This window comes from Arthrobacter sp. StoSoilB13, from assembly GCF_019977255.1.
Classification (GTDB): domain Bacteria; phylum Actinomycetota; class Actinomycetes; order Actinomycetales; family Micrococcaceae; genus Arthrobacter.
Window position 1 is genome coordinate 650,427 of record NZ_AP024648.1, and the last position, 17,284, is coordinate 667,710.

The following is a 17,284-nucleotide window of genomic DNA, read 5'->3' on the forward strand; positions in this document are numbered from 1 at the left end:
CCGCTCATGTTCTCTTGATAGGACATACTGCCTTTTTCTGATAATAGCAGCCGGGCTGTTCTGGTCAAGGAAGTGGCTTCAGGCCCTGCGTGGTGTCATCTACTCGAGGAGCTTACGTTAAAACATCCTAATGTCAGGACAAAGTATTGACAAAGTGTGAGACGAGTCACCATGATCGAGGTAGCAGGCGATCCGGGCACGAGTCCCCGGACGCCCGAAGCTGACATCAAAGGAGATAACGGTGGCAAAATTCTCGTGGCGCAAAGCGGCGGTCGTCGCAGCAGTGGTTCCATTGGTGGCCCTGAGCGCCTGTTCGAGCCAGGGCGGAAAACCGGCAGATTCCGGGGGAGGTGCAGCCGCCGGGCAGGTGGCCAGCACGGCGCGCATCAAAGTAGCCCTTATTACGCATGCGGCGGCCGGGGACACGTTCTGGGATATTGTCCGCAAGGGCGCAGAAGAAGCATCGAGCAAGGACAACGTAGAACTCCTGTACACAAGCGATCCCGAAGCCGGACGCCAGGCGCAGCTTGTTCAGCAGGCCATCGACCAGAAGGTGGACGGCATTGCTGTCACGCTGGCAACCCCGGACGCCTTGAAGGATGTCCTGAAAAAGGCCACCGCTGCGGGCATCCCGGTTGTGAGCCTGAACGCCGGTGAATCCGTTTCCAGCCAGCTGGGCGCTTTCACCCACTTCGGATCGAACGAGCAGCTTGCAGGCGAAGCGGTGGGCACCCGCCTCGCTGCAGAAGGCTACAAGCACCCCGTTTGCGTCATCCAGCAGCAGGGCCACGTCGGTCTGGAAGCGCGCTGCGCCGGCGTGAAGGCAAAGGTGCCGGCAACGGAAATCCTCTACGTCGATGGCAAGGACATGACCGCGGTCCAGTCGACGGCTACAGCGAAACTCCAGGCGTCCAAAGATGCCGATGTGATCATCGGTCTTGGCGCCCCCATCACCCTCACGCTGCTCAAGTCCGTCACTGACGCAGGCAGTTCGGCCAAGGTGGCCAGCTTCGACCTCAATGCCGATCTCGCCCAGAAGATCGTTGACGGCCAAGTGATCTTCACCGTTGACCAGCAGCCATGGCTTCAGGGCTACATGTCTGTCGATGCCCTGTGGCAGTCAAAGCGCGGCGGCTTCAAGATCGGCGGCGGCCAGCCTGTCCTGACCGGGCCAACCATCGTGGACAAGACCAACGCTTCAGATGTCCTCAAGTTCGCCCAGCAGGGCGTCCGCTAGATCCAGGCATCCGGCTGCGCGGCGGGGAACCGTCGCGCAGCCTGACCAACAAGGAGTCATTCCTATGGCAAATACAACAACTCTGCCGCCGGCGGGGGCCAAGGGCCCCTGGCGACGAACGGGTCGGACGCCGTAGTCCGATCCAAAAGTTCCTGGCGAGACCCGAGGTCGGTGCACTGGTCGGAGCCGTAGTTCTTTTCATTTTCTTCGCCTCCGTTTCCCAGACGTTCACGCAACCGAACGCGCTGGCCACCGTGCTCTACGGTTCATCGACCATTGGCATCATGGCAGTAGGGGTTTCCCTGTTGATGATCGGCGGTGAGTTCGACCTTTCCACAGGTGTGGCCGTGATCTCCTCCGCCCTCACCGCCTCGCTCTTCAGCTGGAACTTTTCACTGAATGCATGGGTTGGTGTCACGTTGGCACTGGTTGTCTCGCTGGGCATTGGATTCATCAACGGCTGGATTCTCGTCAAGACCAAACTTCCGAGCTTCATCGTTACCCTGGCGACCTTCCTCATGCTGACGGGCCTCAATCTGGCACTCACCCGCCTTATCGGCGGCAGCGTCTCCTCGCCGTCGATCTCCAAGCTGGACGGGTTCGAATCGGCACGGGCGGTCTTCGCCTCCTCCATCAGCATCGGTGGAGTGGAAGTCAAGATCACGGTGTTCTTCTGGATCATCCTGGTGGCAGTGGCATCGTGGATCCTGTTGCGCACCCGCGTAGGCAACTGGATCTTCGCCGTGGGCGGCGACGCCAATGCTGCCCGCGCAGTTGGTGTCCCGGTGACCAAGACCAAGATCGGCCTCTTTATGGCTGTTGGTTTCTGCGGCTGGATCCTGGGCATGCACAACCTCTTTGCTTTCGATGCCGTGCAGTCCGGTGAAGGTGTTGGCAACGAGTTCCTCTACATCATTGCTGCCGTCATCGGTGGGTGCCTCCTGACAGGCGGCTACGGCTCGGCCGTAGGTGGCGCTATCGGTGCGTTCATCTTTGGCATGGCCAACAAGGGCATCGTGTACGCACAATGGAATCCAGACTGGTTCAAGTTCTTCCTGGGCTTGATGCTCCTGCTGGCCACCATCGTGAACCTGATCGTCAAGCGCCGGGCAGAGCTCAAGTAAGGGGCCGGAACAATGAACGCACAACAGATCGACCAGCAGACATTGCTGAAAAACGAGAAGGACCCGTTGACGCACACACCCGTGCACCTGCTTTCGCTCGAGGGAGTAGGCAAGCACTACGGCAACATCATCGCCCTGCGCGATGTAACCATGGCGGTGGACAACGGCCGGGTCACCTGCGTCCTGGGAGACAATGGCGCCGGAAAGTCAACGCTGATCAAGATCATCGCGGGCCTGCACCAGCACGACGAAGGCACCTTGCAGGTGATGGGCGATGACCGGAAGTTCAATTCACCAAGGGACGCCCTCGACGCCGGTATCGCCACCGTGTATCAGGACCTGGCCGTGGTTCCATTGATGCCCATTTGGCGGAACTTCTTCCTTGGCTCGGAACTGATCAGCGGATTCGGTCCGTTCAAGAGCATGGATGTCCAGAAGATGAAGGACATCACGCTGAAGGAGCTGGCCGAGATGGGCATCGACCTCCGCGACGTTGACCAGCCCATCGGCCAGCTCTCGGGCGGCGAGCGCCAGTGTGTCGCCATCGCCCGGGCCGTGTACTTCGGCGCGAAGGTGCTGATCCTGGATGAGCCCACAGCCGCCCTTGGCGTGAAGCAGTCCGGCGTGGTGCTTCGGTACATCCTGCAGGCCCGCGACCGCGGCCTCGGCGTCATCTTTATTACCCACAACCCGCACCACGCCTTCCCTGTGGGGGACCGCTTCCTGCTGCTCAAGCGCGGCAAGTCGATCGGCTATTACGACAAGAAGGACATCACCTTGGATGAGCTGACGGCCCAGATGGCCGGCGGTGCAGAGCTGGCGGAGTTGGCCCATGAGTTGGAGCAGCTCGGCGGGCATTCCGATGCGCTTGAAGAGGTCAAGGCCGAAGTGGCGGGTGTGGCTGATGCTGCCCCGGAGGGTGCCACGAAGCGGCACTAGGCTTGTTCGGCGGACTTCTGCCCGGAGTGCCTGATGGCTCCGGGCGGAGTCGTGTCCGGTTCCCTTAGTGAACCGCCGACGTCGTGCCGCGGAGTACAAGCGTCGGCTCAATGAGCTTCCGCTCCGGCTCCAGCGTTGGATCTTCGATACGGGCCAGCAGCCTTCGCGCTGCGTCCACGCCCACAAGGTCGCTTCGGTTATCGATGGACGTGAGGTCCAGGAAGCGCGACTTGGCCAACGGGGAGTTGTCGTAACCGATCACCGAAATGTCGTTGGGGACTGAAAGTCTGCGGGCCTTGATGGCGGCGAAAGCGCCGAGCGCCATGGTGTCGTTGGCGGCGAAGATCGCTGTGGTGTCCGGGTGGTGGTCCAGAAGCCAACAGGCGGAGCCGTATCCGTCTTCTTCCGAGGTTCCTGCAGACTCGCCGATGACGACTTCGACGCCGGCAGCCTCCAGGGCGCGTTGGTAACCGGCGCGCCGGTGTGCTGACGCGCCGTCGGACCCTGAAAGGTGGCCGATGCGGCTGTGGCCCAACCCCAGTAGGTGGTCCGCTGCCATGGAGCCCCCGCGGTCGTCGTCGTTGGTTATCAGGTCCGCACCTGTCGGGATGCCCTTCCGCCATCCGGCAACCACGGTGGGGACCCACGTTTTGGTGAGCATGGACTCGCTGGGTTCGGCCGCAAGGACCAGGGCATCCACGTGCATGGCCAGCAGGCCGTCCGTCGCTTCCTTGATGCGGTTCTCTCCTGGCCGCGAGTCCGCGAGCATGACCTGGTAGCCGAGGTCTGAAAGAACCGATTCCATCCCACGGAGGAGGTCTACAAACCAGAGATTCCGGTAATCGTCGATCACCAGGCCAATGCTCTTGGTGCGGTTGCTGGCGAGGGTTGTGGCAGCGCGGCTGGGCCGGTAGCCAAGATCGTGGATGGCCTTTTGGACGGCGTCCCGACGCTTTTCACTGATCTTCCCCGGGTCCTTGAGGAACAAGGAAACCAGCGACGGCGAGACTCCGGCCTGGGTGGCGACGTCGTAGAGGGTGGGGCGTCGGGTATGTGCGCTGTTCAACGGAATCGGTGTGCCTTTCTTGTCTGTCCTTGAGGATAGTCGGTTAAGGATTGACAGGACATAAAGACATAGCTACGCTCAAACCCGGTGCAAAAATTGTAGCGCTACAAAATGCCGTCCTGCGCCCCGCGCGGCGGCGAAATTTCAAAGGAGAAATCAATGGCTGAAAGCCTCGGCGTCGCCGTCATCGGTGCAGGCATGGCGGGCAAAGCGCACGCTGCTGCATACCGCACGGCATCTGCCCTCTACAGCCCCGTGCTGCCCCCGGTACGCCTGGTCTCGATCGGTGACGTCAACGCCGAATTCGGTTCCCTCGCTGCCCGCCGTTTCGGGTACGAACGCAACGACACGTCCTGGCAGGCCATCGCAGAAGCCGACGACATCGACGTCGTCAGCGTGGTCATCGCCAACTCGCTGCACCGCGAAGTGGTGGAAGGCCTGCTTGCTGCCGGCAAACACGTTCTCTGCGAAAAGCCCCTCAGTGACACGTTGGAAGACGCCCGCGCCATGGCTGACGCTGCCCGCGCTGCTGAAACCCGTGGAACGCTGGCCCGTATCGGCTTCACGTTCCGCCGGACCCCGGGCATCGCTTACATCCGTGACCTGATCCGCAGCGGCGTCCTGGGCAATGTCCTGCACTTCAGTGGGCGGTACTGGACCGACTACGGCTTCAGCCCTTCGGCTCCCATGAGCTGGCGCTACAAGGGCGGCCCCCGGCTCCGGTGCGCTTGCCGACGTCGGAAGTCACCTGACGTATGTCTCCGAATTCCTGTGTGGCGACATCAAGTCCATCAGCGGTGGCCGGCTCGCCACGGCGATCGACAAGCGGCCCCTGCCTCTCGCGGCCGTCATGGGCCACGACCACGTTGCCGTCAGCGACACGTTCGAGGCCGTCGAGAACGACGACTACGCGGCCTTCAATGCAGAGTTCGCGAATGGTGCTGGAAGCTTCGAAGTTTCCCGCGTCGCAGCCGGTCACGCCAACGGCCTCCAGTTCGAGGTCTTCTGCGAGAACGGCGCCGCCAAGTTCGACCAGCGCCGGCCGTCCGAAATCCAGCTGTTCCTCAACGATGGCTCCGGAAACGAGAACGGCTACCGCCAGGTGATCCTCGGCCCCGGCCACCCCTACATCGCCGGCGGCCTCGCCATGGACGCCCCGGAAGTTGGCTTCGGCCAGAACGACGCATTCGGCTACCAGGCGCGGGCATTCCTCGAAGAGGTCGCAGGCCTCAACGAAGAATCATCCCTGCCCCGCTGCGCCACCTTTGACGAAGGTGTCCGCAACATGGAACTGCTCGGAGCCGTCACCGAATCCGCCCTTAACAACGGAAAGAAGATCACGCTATGAAGCTCGGCGTCTACAACGCGATCCTGCACGACCGTCCGCTCCCGGAAGCACTGAAGGTCATTGCCGATCTGGGCCTCACGGGCATCGAGATCAACACCGGCGGGTTCCTGCCTTCCGTGCACGTCCCCACTTTTGACCAGATCCTGGAAAGCGACGCTGCGCGCGACGACTACCTGGCGATCTTCGAGAGCACCGGCGTTTCCATTGCGGGACTGAACTGCAACGGCAACCCGCTGCACCCCAGGCGTGAGATCGGCGAAAGGCATGCGGAAGACATCCGCCGCTCCATTCGTTTGGCCCACCGCCTCGGCCAAAACCGCGTGGTGACCATGTCCGGCCTGCCAGGCGGAGAACCAGGAGCCACCACCGTCAACTGGGTGGTCAACGCCTGGAACTCTGCGGCCCTGGATGTGCTCGACTACCAGTGGAGTCTTGCTGCGGAGTTCTGGAAGGAAACCGACCGCCTCGCTGCCGATCACGACGTCAAGGTGGCGCTGGAACTGCACCCGCAGAACATCGTCTTCAACACCGCCGATGTCTACAAGCTGATCGAGCTCACCGGCGCCACCCACGTGGGCGTTGAACTGGACGCTTCCCACCTGTTCTGGCAGCAGATGGACCCGGTGGCCGTGGTCCGAGAACTCGGGCCTCTCGTGTTGCAGGCCGCGGCGAAGGATGTCCGCGTCAACACGGAGAACGCCGCGCTCTACGGCGTGCTGGACAACAGCTTCCGCCGGCTCTCACCGGATGAGCCCCGCACCAACCTGGGCGGCGACGAGTGGGCCAACGAATGGCCCAAGAACTCCGCCTGGGACTTTGTTGCCTTGGGCCGCGGGCACGACACAGCGTTTTGGACCGGGTTCCTCCGTGTCCTTTACGAGGTTGACCCCAACATGCTGGTCAACATCGAACACGAGGACGTTTCCCTTGGCCGCATCGAAGGACTTGAAGTTGCGGCAAAGGTCCTTAAGGAAGCCGACGCGGCACTGAACGCCTCTGCCGCTAGTGCCATTTGACAGGACAAACTGACAAGGTTTAGTGTCGCCTCAAGAATCCCTCTTAAGACTCAACTTCTGCTGCACTGACGGAGACAGATAATGATCAAGCAAGTGACCCTTGGCCTGGTGGGTGTTGGCCGGATCGGTGTAATGCATGCCAGGAACATCACCTCGCTCAACCAAGTCCTGAACCCGGAAGGTGTCCAGGTCCAACTCAAGCTGACCGACGTGGCGGAGGAGCACGCCCGTTTTGTGGCCGCTGACTTTGGAGCGGAATTCGTGGCTTCAGTGGCGGAGCTGATCTCTTCAGGGGTGGACGGGCTGGTCATCGCAACCGGAACGGCGACACACCCGGACCTCATCCGCGCGGGCGTCGATGCTGGAATCCCGGTGTTCTGTGAGAAGCCCGTGGCCGTGAATGTGGCGGAGTCCTTGCCAGTCCTTGAGTACATCCGCGACAAGGATGGAACCGTGCAGATCGGCCACCAACGCCGATTCGATGCCGGCTACCTGGAAGCCAAGCGCGCGTACGAAGCCGGGGAGTTGGGCTGGATCCACTCCGTCCGCGCCCTCACCTGCGACATGACCCCGCCGCCCGTTCAGTTCCTGGCAACCTCAGGCGGCCTGTTCCGGGACTGTTCCGTGCACGATTTCGATATCCTCCGCTGGCTCACAGGCAAGGAAATTGTGGAGGTCTATGCCAAAGGTTCCAACAACGGCGACCCCGCAATCGGTGAGGTGGGCGACGTCGATACCGCCCTGGCGGTAGTAACGTTCGACGACGGCACGGTAGGTACGGTTTCGGCCAGCCGTTACAACGGGGCCGGGCATGATGTGCGGCTGGAACTCCAAGGCTCGGATGGCTCGATGGCGGCTGGCATGGATGACCAGATGGCTGTCCGTTCGGCTGAGCCAGGCGTTGCGTTCCCCTCCGGCAAGTCCCATCAGACCTTTGCTGAGCGCTTCGACCAGGCGTACCGTTCCGAGATGGCTGCGTTCGTGGAATTGGTCCTGGGAGAGCGCAAGAATCCGTGCACGCCCGAGGACGCCGTCGCTGCTTCCAAGGTTGCTGACGCGGCCCAGGAATCCCTCGAAACCGGCGTCCCGGTCCGCGTCGCCCCCTGATCTTCTCTCACATTCTGCGGCCTTTTTCCCAACGTTCTCTCACATCCTTGGGGATTGCCGGCTTTCCTCTCTCCCTTGCTTCAGGAAAGCCACGACGCCGGCACTTGGCCCTGGTGCCGACGTCGGGTCCTACCGCGCGCGGGAGCTGCGAGAGGATCGGCCGAAAAGGGGGCCGATGTGAGCGAGGATCGGCCGAAAGGGGGTCCGATGTGCGAGAGGATCGGCCGTAGCTGACGCGGGCCGGATGAGTCTGGGGGAAAACTCCGACCCGCGCCAGGTCTATGGGGGCTGATCAGGCGATGACCTTCATTGCCTGCCAGCCCGAGCCGAGGCTGACGGGCGGAACGTTGCTGAGCGTTCCGCTTCCCGATCCGGGATAGAGCCACAAAGTGTCTCCGATGCGGCCTACGACGTCGTTCTTACCGTCGCCGTCAAGGTCCCGTGGTCCGGCCAGCGCAGTGCGGGTTCCCCAGCCCGTCCCGATCTGCGTCCATTGCAGCCAGCCCCCGGAACCATTGCCCGGATATAGCCATAATGCGCCTGTATCGGTGCGCCGCGCCAGTACATCTGCCTTGCCATCACTGTTGAAATCGCCGGTGCTGAAGATGGCGTTCATGACGCCCCAACCCCAGCCGACTGTGTAGGGAGTCCGCTGTCCTCCGGCACCATTTCCTTCATACAAGCGGAGGTCGCCATTGCTGCGGCGTCCCATGAAATCGGGTATTCCGTCACCGCTGAAATCGCCTGGCGAGAAGAGCTGCGTCATGGTGCTCCAACCGGTGCTGACTTGCTTCCGTGCGCCAAAACTGCCGGCACCGTCACCGGGGTAGAACCACAGCACGTCCCCGGATCGTGCCAGGACGTCCGGTTTTCCGTCGCTGTTGAAGTCGCCAGGGGTGATGGTGTCCGTGTTGGTTGACCAGGCCGGCGCAGGCAAGGCGAGTTGCCTGGGGGAGAGCCCGCCCGCGCCGTTGCCCGGGTACAGGTACAGGTTGCCGGCGGTGTCAGCCGCAAGGACGTCAGCGCGGCCGTCGCCGTTGAAGTCATGGGCCGACGGCGGTCCGGCTATGGGAACGGTGTACGTCTGGGTACCAACGGAGGACGTGTTGCCTGCCGCGTCCACGCCTATGTATTTCAACGTCAGGGTGGAGCTGCCCATCACGATCTGGCTGGAGTACTTGATGTTGGAAGCAGACTCCGTCGCCGTTGGGGTGCTGCCGTCGGTGGTGTAGTAGATGGCCGCCCCAGGCTCGTTGGCTGTCAGCGTGATCGTGGCGCCGCTGGCCAAGGCCCGCGAGGTGGGATTGGCCGTCACCACCGGAGCTGTCGTGTCCGGCGGGATCGTGTAGGTCTGCGTTGCGATGTCGGACGTATTTCCGGCCGTATCTTTGGCAAAGTACTTCAGGGTCATGGGGTCCGGCCCATTGAACGTTATCGGCGCGGTATACAGCAGGCCGGCGGTGAGGGGATCGGTGCCGTCCGTGGTGTAGCGGATTTCCGCCGGTTCGTTGGCGGCCAAGGTGATGGTGGTACCCGCTGCGTAGGCACCGCCCACAGGGCTGGCTGTCACCACAGGCTTGGTGATATCAGGGCCTGTCGAATACGTCTGGGTGGCCACGGCAGACGAATTATTCGCGCCGTCAACGGCGAAGTACTTCAGGGTCATCGGGCCGTTCAGCGGGATGGGACTGGCGTACTTGCTGCTCGCCGTGGTGGGGTTGCTGCCGTCGGTGGTGTAGTAGATCGTCGCCGTCTCATTGGCTGTGAGGGTGATGGACTGGCCCACCGCGTATGTTCCACCCGGAGGTGTTGCCGTGACCACGGGGGCGACGTTGTCCGTTCCGAGATAGGCCTCGAACTCGGCCAAACCGGCGTTGGTGGTGGTGGAGCTTACTGAGGTGATGTTCAAACGCACCGAGCTCACGGTCTTGGACGGGAAGTTGATGGTGAGCCCGGAACCGTTGTTGGGAAGCGCCGGGACTGCCACAGTGCTTCCATCCGAGAACAACAGGTTTCCTCCGGTCACTTGGTCGGAGAGGAGCGGCCGGTCGAACAAGGTCACCGAGTTGATGGTCCTTGTGGGGGAGAAGTTGTATTGAATCCAGCTGCCCGCCTTTTCAGCGGCTGTCACCCATTCACGCGTTGCGTCCATGGGGGTGCCCCACGCATACCCGTCCCGGGCTTTCTCCGGGCTCTGGGCTGTTGCTTTCTGGGATGACGCCGTGACGGTGGTCCCTGCCGATTTCGCAGCGTTGCCCACCCACTCAATGGCTGTGATGTATTGCCGTTTCAGCCACTCATCGTAGGGGGAATCGGGGCATCCTTCGCCGGGACTGCTGCAGATGTACATGTCGAAATCCGCGAACCGCACGAAGGTGTCCACTTTCGCGGTGAGTTCGGCACCGGTCACGTTCTGGGGGTACTCGTCAATCACGTAGGCGTCGTAGGCCAGGGAGGTATGGGGGCCGGTGTAGCTGCGCGTAGCCAGTTGGGCGAATTTGGCGGTAGCCCAATGGTCGCTGTGATCGTAGGGGCTGTTGAAGTTGCCGGTCCAGTCCTGTGTGCGGAACGTGGTCGGTTGGAAGTTGGCCACCAGTCGGTTCAGTGCGGTCTGGAACTGTGACTTGGTAAAAGTGGCTGCGTTGTCCACGGGCCTGATGGAGGAAAGCCGTCCGTCCCAGAGTTTGAGGATGCTTTGGTCGTTGTACGCCGCACTGCCGTCACCGTTCGGGAAACCATCGGGAAGGCGCATGAACACCACCGAGATATTGGGTGCACCATTGAGGGTTTGCATGGTCAGCGGACGGTTGGGAACCCCTGCATCCGAGGTGGTCCACGAATCAGACACTCCTGCCATCTTGGAGTAGCTGGCCCTGATTCCAGCTTCCAGGCTCTTCCAATACACGGCACCCTCGCCAGCCTCGCCCGCCGTGGTGAATACCGTTTGGACGCAGCGTTTGGCCTGGATGTCCCTCATGAAGTCCGGACTGAGGAAAAGCAGGTCATCGTCCGTGTGAGCCACGATCTGCATGGCCCCGCCGGTTCCTGCGCACGGCGGAACGGCCGCCGACGCAGGGGCGATGGAAAATGCGACGAGTCCCGCGAAGGCCAAAGCCGGAGCAAGCATCAAGCCCAGGAAGCTGAAGAGACGGGGTTGCCGATTCGGACGACGGATGTATTTTGGACGGTCCACAACCATGCTCCTTTGAGCAGATGTTGGGCCCCCCAGCCGGCAAACTTACGACGCCCACGGGACGTCATGCGAATGGAGTTATGCGCTGGCCGAGCTTTCAGCAGAGCTGAAAGCGATGCAGTGAGCGCTACTGTACTCCTCCAGGCCGGGCCTGGGTAGGGTTCCGGCACACTTCCACGAACGCCTTAAAAGGTGCCAGCCGCTTGTTATCGGGAAGCTGGGACGCCTCCGGATGCCATTGCACCGAGGCAACCCAACGGGAAGGATCTTCAAGCGCTTCCACGGTGCCGTCGTCGGCGATCGCTGTAACCACCAGCCCTTCGCCCACCCTGGCCACCGCCTGGTGATGCCCCGAAGCAATCTTGATGGAAGTCCCCTCCGGAGCGCCATAGAGCGCGGCGGTCTTCGATCCTGGTTCAAGCACAACGTCATGCCATGCCCACTCACCGGCACTGGGGTCGTCCGGATCCAAGCCGTTGTGGTTCACGGCAGACGGTGCCATGTCCTGGATCAACGTCCCGCCGTAAAGCACGTTCAACAGCTGGTGGCCGCGGCAGATCCCCAGCAGCGGAAGGCCGGCGTCGATCGTGGCCCGGGCGACGTCAATATCCAGGTGGTCCTGTTCCGGGTTGACGTCATACACCGAATCCTCCGGGTCCTGGCCATAAAGACGCGGTTCCAGGTCCCCGCCACCGGGCAGCAGCACGCCGTCGAGCGTTTTCATGACAGAAGCCAGACGCCCGGCACTGTCGGCCGACACGGGGGTCAGCAACACCGGCTGCGCACCCGCTTCACGGAGCAAATCCACAATAAATGTGAAGAGTTGGTTGGCTTCGCCCACGCGGGCGTCGGGATTGTCCGAGCTGCTAAGGCGAATCGGAACTCCGATACGCGGCCGGGCGCCAGCGCCGCCCTCATCTGAAGTCTTCATGCTTCATCATGCAACGGAACATCGCCCTGCGCGTAAACGGGACTCAAGCCGTTGAGCACTACTACGCTGATGCCATGAATCCCTCCGGTGCCTTGAACCCAAGTCCACGGACGCTCGACGTCGAAAGCATCGTTCATTTCGACAAACTGGTTACGTCCGGGGCGGGATCCATGCACGGCTGGCACGCGCAGTCGCTGGACCTTCGCGGACGCTCGCGGGAATTGAAAATGCTGGACCCGCAGGGCGCGATCTTCCTCGGATGCACTTTCGACGACGGCATCGAGGAGAGCCTTCGAAGCCGCGGCGCGCTCATCTTTCCCAAGATGCGCGGCGTGCCCTTCAACCCATATCGAGGCACCCTCTACACGGCCAGGGAACTTTACGAGGACATCTCCACTGCAGAGTATGAAGCCACCCTGGATGCGAGGATTTACCAGTGGAGCATCCTTCCGGGAAAGCGGGCAAGCCTTGACGCAACGCTCGCCGCGGCCCTGCACGACCACGCGATCGGCGACGCCCTGGACGAGCTGCTGCAAGACGGGGACCTGGCAGGCACCAAACTCGTGGGCGTCATGGGCGGACACGCAGCGCAACGCGGAACCAAGGAATTCGCCGACGCCGCGCGGCTGGGGCGCTTGCTCGCGCAAGCGGGCTTCACAGTAGCTACCGGCGGTGGCCCTGGCGCCATGGAAGCAGCCAACATGGGCGCCTACCTCAGCGGACTGCCCGACGCCGATTCCACCACAGCGCTGCACACGCTCGCTTCCATACCGGGGTTCAGGCCCTCGGTGACGGCTTGGGCGCGGCAAGCAGCCGCCGTCGTCGAACGTTACCCGGAAGGCACAGCGACGCTGGGCATACCCACCTGGTTCTACGGCCACGAGCCACCCAACCTTTTCGCCACCCACATCGCCAAGTACTTCGCCAACGCGATCCGCGAAGCGATCCTCCTGGAGCTTTGCAACGGCGGAATCGTGTTCCTGCCCGGTTCCGCCGGAACCGTGCAGGAGATCTTCCAGGACGCATGCGAAAACTATTACGGTGCCCCCGAAACCATCACTCCCATGGTCCTGGTGGGCCGCGATCATTGGGAACGGACCTACCCGGCCTGGCCAATGCTGCGAAGCCTCGCGGCCGGGCGGCCCATGGCGAACAGAATCTTCCTGGTGGACACGGTGGAGGACGCGCTCGCGGTCGTGGCCGCGGGCTAGAAAATCCTTGCTGCAGCTAGAAGTCCTTGCTGCAGGGGCCTGAGCCGAGTTGGGCAAGGCCGGTCTTGTCCCCGGCAGCGTACTCGCGAACCCACGAGGCTTGGTCGTACATCAGCTGGCGGGGGTCATCCACATGGTCCAAGCCAAGAACGTGTCCGAGTTCGTGCATGATCACGGCCGTGCCCACTTCCTTGCCCTGGGGTGTGTCCATGATCCCGGCAAACTGCGGTGCATCCAACGACACCGACCCGGTCACGTAGGCCTTATAGCCGTTGCTCAGGCCGATGGAGGAACTTCCGCCCAAGCCCACCGTTTGTCCGGTTAGCCGCGGCACCTGCTCCGGTGTGGTCCAGGCAATGAGCACCGGCGCCCAGCGGTCCCCGTATGTGGTGGGCTGGTACCCGGCCCTGTTGGTGCTGGGGATTTCGGACGTCGGACCGTCATAAATGAACTGCAGCCCGGAGGCGAGGCTGGCCTGCCGAACGGCTTCCTCCACCATGGAATACCAGCTCGTGGGGGCCAGGTTTGAGTTCACGACGTAGTGGATCGGCCTGCAAGGGGAGTAGGCAAGGGGAGTGCCGTCTTCCTTGACGGCCAGGAATTTGTAGGAAGTGCTGGTCCGTTGCAACGGCGCCGGCGTGCCCAAGGGAGCGTCGGCTTCCTCAAATCCGGGCAGTGGATCCTGACGCTGGCCAAAGGGAACCAGCCCGGGCCGCGGCGCCTGGCTTTGCGTTGTGGAATCGGACCAGAACCTTTGAAGTTCGCCGCTGAAGTAGGCGCCGGCGCAGACCAAACCAAGGATGCCGAACAGGAACATGATGGCCGCGATGCTGCTGTGCTTGATGGGAGGCCTGGGCGGCGGCTTGGCTTCCGGGTGGTAAGGCGGCGGGGGATAGGGGTCTGGCCACTCTGGCGACCCATAAGGTTCCATCGAACCCCCTCACGGGACGGCCCAATCGGACGGTGGGGCGCCGCCGTCGGCCGCTTCCGTCAGGATAGAACCCATGGGACCGCGAGTCCATGGCGATTCCTGGGAAGCTGCGCTGCTTCAGATGTCCTTGCGGCAAGGAGCCGAGGCCAGGAGGTGAAGGCCGTTCAGGTCGCCGGCAGCCAACCCGTCAGGGGCGCCGATCTCCGGATACATCAGCTGAACCGGATCATCAACATGATCCAAGCCCATGACGTGCCCTAGTTCGTGCTGCATGACCGCCAGCACGTAGTCCGAACCGCCCTCCTCGGCAAGAAGCTCCGTCACTTGCGGGGTATCGAGTTCCAGGCTTCCCGTGATGTAGCTCTTGGGACCATTGTTGAGTGAGTACATGGTGCTGCCGCCCGTGCCGATGACGCTCTCAGCCAGCGCAGGAGCGGTCTCGGGCGTTGTCCAGGAAATGAGCAAGGGTGCCCACCGGTCACCATATTTGGACGGTTGGTAGGGTTCCCGTTTAGTGGTGGGCAACTCATCGGTGCTGCCATCGTTGACGAACTGGATTCCGGACGCCGCGGAAATATTGGCGATTGCGGTGGCAAGCAGTGAATCCGTACCCTCAGGCGCGGTGGCGTCGTTCACCACGTAGTGCAGGGGACGGCACGGCGAGTACCCAACCGGAGTGCCGTCGTCGTTGGTTGCCAGGAACTTATATGAATCGCTGGCGTTGGCTGGGGGCGGCGGCGATGCGAGCGGGGCGTCGGCCTCGTCGATTCCTGGAGGCGGCGCGTCCAGGGCGCGTGCCGGGGTCTGTTGGATCGGCTCGCTTTTGGGCGAATTGGGCAGGGCCACGCCAGGAAACAGCCCGATGATCCGCGGATCGCCGTGGAGCAAACCGCTGACAAGGACGGCCACCACCGCGGCGACACCGGCCATGAGGACGCCGCGAAGAATTCGGAGGGTTGTGCCCGCACGACGGTGTTTTGGCGCGCGCAATGGCGGCTGCTCCGAATCCACGGTTCTCCATTCCCTACGCCCCGGTCACGCGGGGCCGCGCGGAGGACGAACCAACATTACCGCCTAGACGATCATCGTTCCGAACGCGAGGCCAAGCCCGTAGGTGGCGGCCGCGGCGCCCAGGCCGATCGCCAGCTGCCGGAAGCCACGGCTCAGCGGTGAGGTCCCGGACAACAGCCCGACGACGGCGCCGGTCGCCAGGAGCGCGATCCCCACCAGTACACCGGCTACTATCAGTGCCGCCATACCCGTCATGCCGAAAATAAACGGAAGGATGGGCACGATCGCACCCGAGGCGAAGAAGCAGAAGCTGGACATCGCAGCGCCCCAGGCAGACCCCACGGTTTCGTGGTTGTCAGCGGGTTGCTCCTTCTCCGGTTGCAAGGAGAGGCTGGGATCGCAGTCGCAGCTGAAGAGTCCCATGCGTTCGGCGGCACGGTGCTCGGCTGCCTCACGGGTCATGCCGCGGGCCAAGTACACCAGCACAAGCTCGTTGTGCTCGATGTCCAAAGAAGGGGCGGCTGTGAGGGTTGCCTGCGTGGGCAGCGTGGCGCTGAGCAACTCCCGCTGCGAGCGGACCGAAACGTACTCGCCAGCACCCATGGACAGGGCGCCGGCCAGCAAACCGGCCACGCCACTCATGAGGACCACCGGGCTGGGAACGCCGGTTGCTGCCATACCCATAACCAGTGAAAGGTTGCTCACCAGGCCATCGTTGGCGCCAAAAACAGCAGCACGGAAGGTACCGGAGAGCCTGTTGCGGCCACGGGTGGCAAGGCCCCTGACAACTTCTTCGTGGATTTGTTCGTCGGCAACCATGGCTGGAGTCGCGGCAGGTTCGGCTCCGTAGGGGGAGCGGCCTTCCGCGCGCTGCGCCAACGCGAGGACGAACACGGAACCAAAGTGCCGGGCCAGGAAGCCCAGCAGCTGGCTGCGGGTGGAAGCTCCCTTCGGCATTCCGGCGTGTTCTCCCAAGAGCTTGAGCCAGTGTGCCTCGTGCCGTCTCTCGGCCTCGGCCAGGGCGAGCAGGATCTGCCGTTCTTCGCCGTCACGACGCTGGGCGAGTTCCCGGTAGACGGCGGCTTCGGCACGCTCGTCGGCCAGGTATTGACGCCAGCGCCTGATGTCCGCCGGTGTGGGCCGGGCTGGTTGGGACGGTGTTCCGGATCCGGGGGCGGGGTCCGGAGCGGGGCTCGACGAACCGTGGGATTCCTGGTGCTTCTGCACTTTTTCTCCTGTGCTGGGTGGGGTAGTTGCGGCCCCATTGCACGCCCACTGTACCGCTTATCGGCGCGGATTTTTGGCCGGTATTCCTTAGTTGGAATGTTCGGCATGCCTTAATTTTCGAAGCTGCAATCCTCTGCCTGGAGCCTTTCCCTGGGTCCATGTGGGCCGTTGCCTTGACCCTCTTCAGGCACAGTGCTCAGATGGAAGGACAGGGGCGGGGGCCCTCCCCGCACTCGGTCAGCAGGCTGCTTGCCAGCCCACCAGACGGAGGTTGCAGCATGGACACCACCGAACCGCACGCCAACCACCCCGAACGGGAGACCATCGAGTCGGATCCCGCCTACGACTACAGCGATGACCAGGAAGTCGACGAACCCTGGGTGGAGGAAATCGACGTCCCGGATGACGACGAGCGGGTTGTCCCCCTGGATGAAACCGAAGAATTCCGCGGGGAAGAAGACGAGGAATTCTAGGACCGTTTCTTAGGCAGGGCCATCTTCACCGAAGGTGAAATGCCGCTCCAGTCCCGCCGGACGCCCGAGCGCTGCAACAGTCACCGTCAACGTCCTCGACGATTCACACCACCGCGATGGACGCACAGCCTGGGCAAGGGCATGCGCCAACAGGCGCGCTTCGGGGTGCCGGAACCGGGCCAGCCCACCGTTCAGGAACAGGGTCACCGTCCCAAGGACAAGGTCGACGCCGGGAATCACCGGAACAGTGGGCGCTTCGGTTTTGGTGGGGCTGCTTTGGCTTGGGGTGGTAACGCCTTGGTACGGCAAGGACTGCTCCTTTGGGGAGTGCTCTTGCCCGCTCGGTTGTCTCTGGTCCGGGGCGGGCCGCTTCCTCATCCGAACCACCCGTGAACATGGGGTTGGTGTGTGGCCAGTCGGAGCTTGGCGCCACCTCTCTTGAAGCTGGGACCACTGTACTGGAGGAGTGC

General features: G+C 62.8%; 14 protein-coding genes, 1 pseudogene and 1 riboswitch. Of the genes and pseudogenes, 8 read left to right on the top strand and 7 right to left on the bottom strand.

Annotated features, from left to right (window positions below; translation table 11 throughout):
* Positions 1-241: 241 nt before the first annotated feature.
* From LDP01_RS15285 to LDP01_RS15295, 3 genes are all read left to right on the top strand, one after another.
* Positions 242-1,237 (top strand): substrate-binding domain-containing protein, encoded by a 996-nt coding sequence (locus tag LDP01_RS15285; RefSeq protein ID WP_224093762.1) that lies wholly within the window; start codon positions 242-244, stop codon positions 1,235-1,237.
* A gap of 284 nt (positions 1,238-1,521) precedes the next feature.
* Complete coding sequence (locus LDP01_RS15290; protein ID WP_527249083.1) at positions 1,522-2,361, top strand: ABC transporter permease; 840 nt, start codon at positions 1,522-1,524, stop codon at positions 2,359-2,361.
* A gap of 12 nt (positions 2,362-2,373) precedes the next feature.
* Positions 2,374-3,300 (top strand): ATP-binding cassette domain-containing protein, encoded by a 927-nt coding sequence (locus LDP01_RS15295; RefSeq protein ID WP_224093764.1) that lies wholly within the window; start codon positions 2,374-2,376, stop codon positions 3,298-3,300.
* A gap of 64 nt (positions 3,301-3,364) precedes the next feature.
* On the opposite strand, the gene LDP01_RS15300 is transcribed toward LDP01_RS15295, so the two are convergent.
* Complete coding sequence (locus LDP01_RS15300) at positions 3,365-4,366, bottom strand: LacI family DNA-binding transcriptional regulator (protein WP_396133473.1); 1,002 nt, start codon at positions 4,364-4,366, stop codon at positions 3,365-3,367.
* A 159-nt stretch (positions 4,367-4,525) separates the two neighbouring features.
* Here LDP01_RS15300 and LDP01_RS15305 point away from each other — a divergent pair.
* The 3 genes and pseudogenes from LDP01_RS15305 (at position 4,526) to LDP01_RS15315 (ending at position 7,837) form a co-directional block, all read left to right on the top strand.
* A pseudogene (locus tag LDP01_RS15305) lies at positions 4,526-5,714 on the top strand (Gfo/Idh/MocA family protein).
* A complete protein-coding gene (locus LDP01_RS15310; protein ID WP_224093765.1) occupies positions 5,711-6,730 on the top strand; it encodes a sugar phosphate isomerase/epimerase family protein in 1,020 nt (339 codons plus the stop codon). The pseudogene LDP01_RS15305 and the gene LDP01_RS15310 overlap by 4 nt, the downstream one beginning before the upstream one ends.
* Positions 6,731-6,811: 81 nt before the next feature.
* Entirely contained in the window at positions 6,812-7,837 is a 1,026-nt protein-coding gene (locus LDP01_RS15315; RefSeq protein ID WP_224093766.1) for a Gfo/Idh/MocA family oxidoreductase, read from the top strand.
* Positions 7,838-8,129: 292 nt separating this feature from the next.
* Here the strand turns inward: LDP01_RS15315 and LDP01_RS15320 are convergent, their stop codons facing one another.
* Together LDP01_RS15320 and LDP01_RS15325 are read right to left on the bottom strand one after the other, a co-directional pair.
* Positions 8,130-11,030, bottom strand: a complete 2,901-nt coding sequence (locus LDP01_RS15320; protein ID WP_527249084.1) for a chitobiase/beta-hexosaminidase C-terminal domain-containing protein — start codon at positions 11,028-11,030, stop codon at positions 8,130-8,132.
* Between the two features lie 127 nt (positions 11,031-11,157).
* Positions 11,158-11,961, bottom strand: a complete 804-nt coding sequence (locus LDP01_RS15325; RefSeq protein WP_224093770.1) for a gamma-glutamyl-gamma-aminobutyrate hydrolase family protein — start codon at positions 11,959-11,961, stop codon at positions 11,158-11,160.
* Between the two features lie 74 nt (positions 11,962-12,035).
* Here LDP01_RS15325 and LDP01_RS15330 point away from each other — a divergent pair, with 74 nt between their 5' ends.
* Entirely contained in the window at positions 12,036-13,172 is a 1,137-nt protein-coding gene (locus LDP01_RS15330) for an LOG family protein (protein ID WP_224093863.1), read from the top strand.
* A 16-nt stretch (positions 13,173-13,188) separates the two neighbouring features.
* Here the strand turns inward: LDP01_RS15330 and LDP01_RS15335 are convergent, their stop codons facing one another.
* The 3 genes from LDP01_RS15335 to LDP01_RS15345 form a co-directional block, all read right to left on the bottom strand.
* Positions 13,189-14,103, bottom strand: coding sequence for a matrixin family metalloprotease (locus LDP01_RS15335; RefSeq protein WP_224093773.1), 915 nt, complete (start codon positions 14,101-14,103; stop codon positions 13,189-13,191).
* A 117-nt stretch (positions 14,104-14,220) separates the two neighbouring features.
* Positions 14,221-15,033 (bottom strand): matrixin family metalloprotease, encoded by an 813-nt coding sequence (locus tag LDP01_RS15340; RefSeq protein WP_527249086.1) that lies wholly within the window; start codon positions 15,031-15,033, stop codon positions 14,221-14,223.
* A 144-nt stretch (positions 15,034-15,177) separates the two neighbouring features.
* Positions 15,178-16,341 (bottom strand): VIT1/CCC1 transporter family protein, encoded by a 1,164-nt coding sequence (locus LDP01_RS15345; protein WP_224093788.1) that lies wholly within the window; start codon positions 16,339-16,341, stop codon positions 15,178-15,180.
* A gap of 278 nt (positions 16,342-16,619) precedes the next feature.
* On the opposite strand from LDP01_RS15345, the gene LDP01_RS15350 reads away from it, so the two are divergent.
* A complete protein-coding gene (locus LDP01_RS15350) occupies positions 16,620-16,814 on the top strand; it encodes a hypothetical protein (RefSeq protein WP_224093790.1) in 195 nt (64 codons plus the stop codon).
* Between the two features lie 9 nt (positions 16,815-16,823).
* On the opposite strand, the gene LDP01_RS15355 is transcribed toward LDP01_RS15350, so the two are convergent.
* Positions 16,824-17,123 carry a hypothetical protein gene (locus tag LDP01_RS15355; protein WP_224093798.1) on the bottom strand — a complete coding sequence of 100 codons (300 nt, stop codon included), beginning with the start codon at positions 17,121-17,123 and terminating at the stop codon, positions 16,824-16,826.
* 15 nt (positions 17,124-17,138) lie between these two features.
* Positions 17,139-17,258, bottom strand: a riboswitch (SAM riboswitch).
* Between the last annotated feature and the right edge of the window lie 26 nt (positions 17,259-17,284).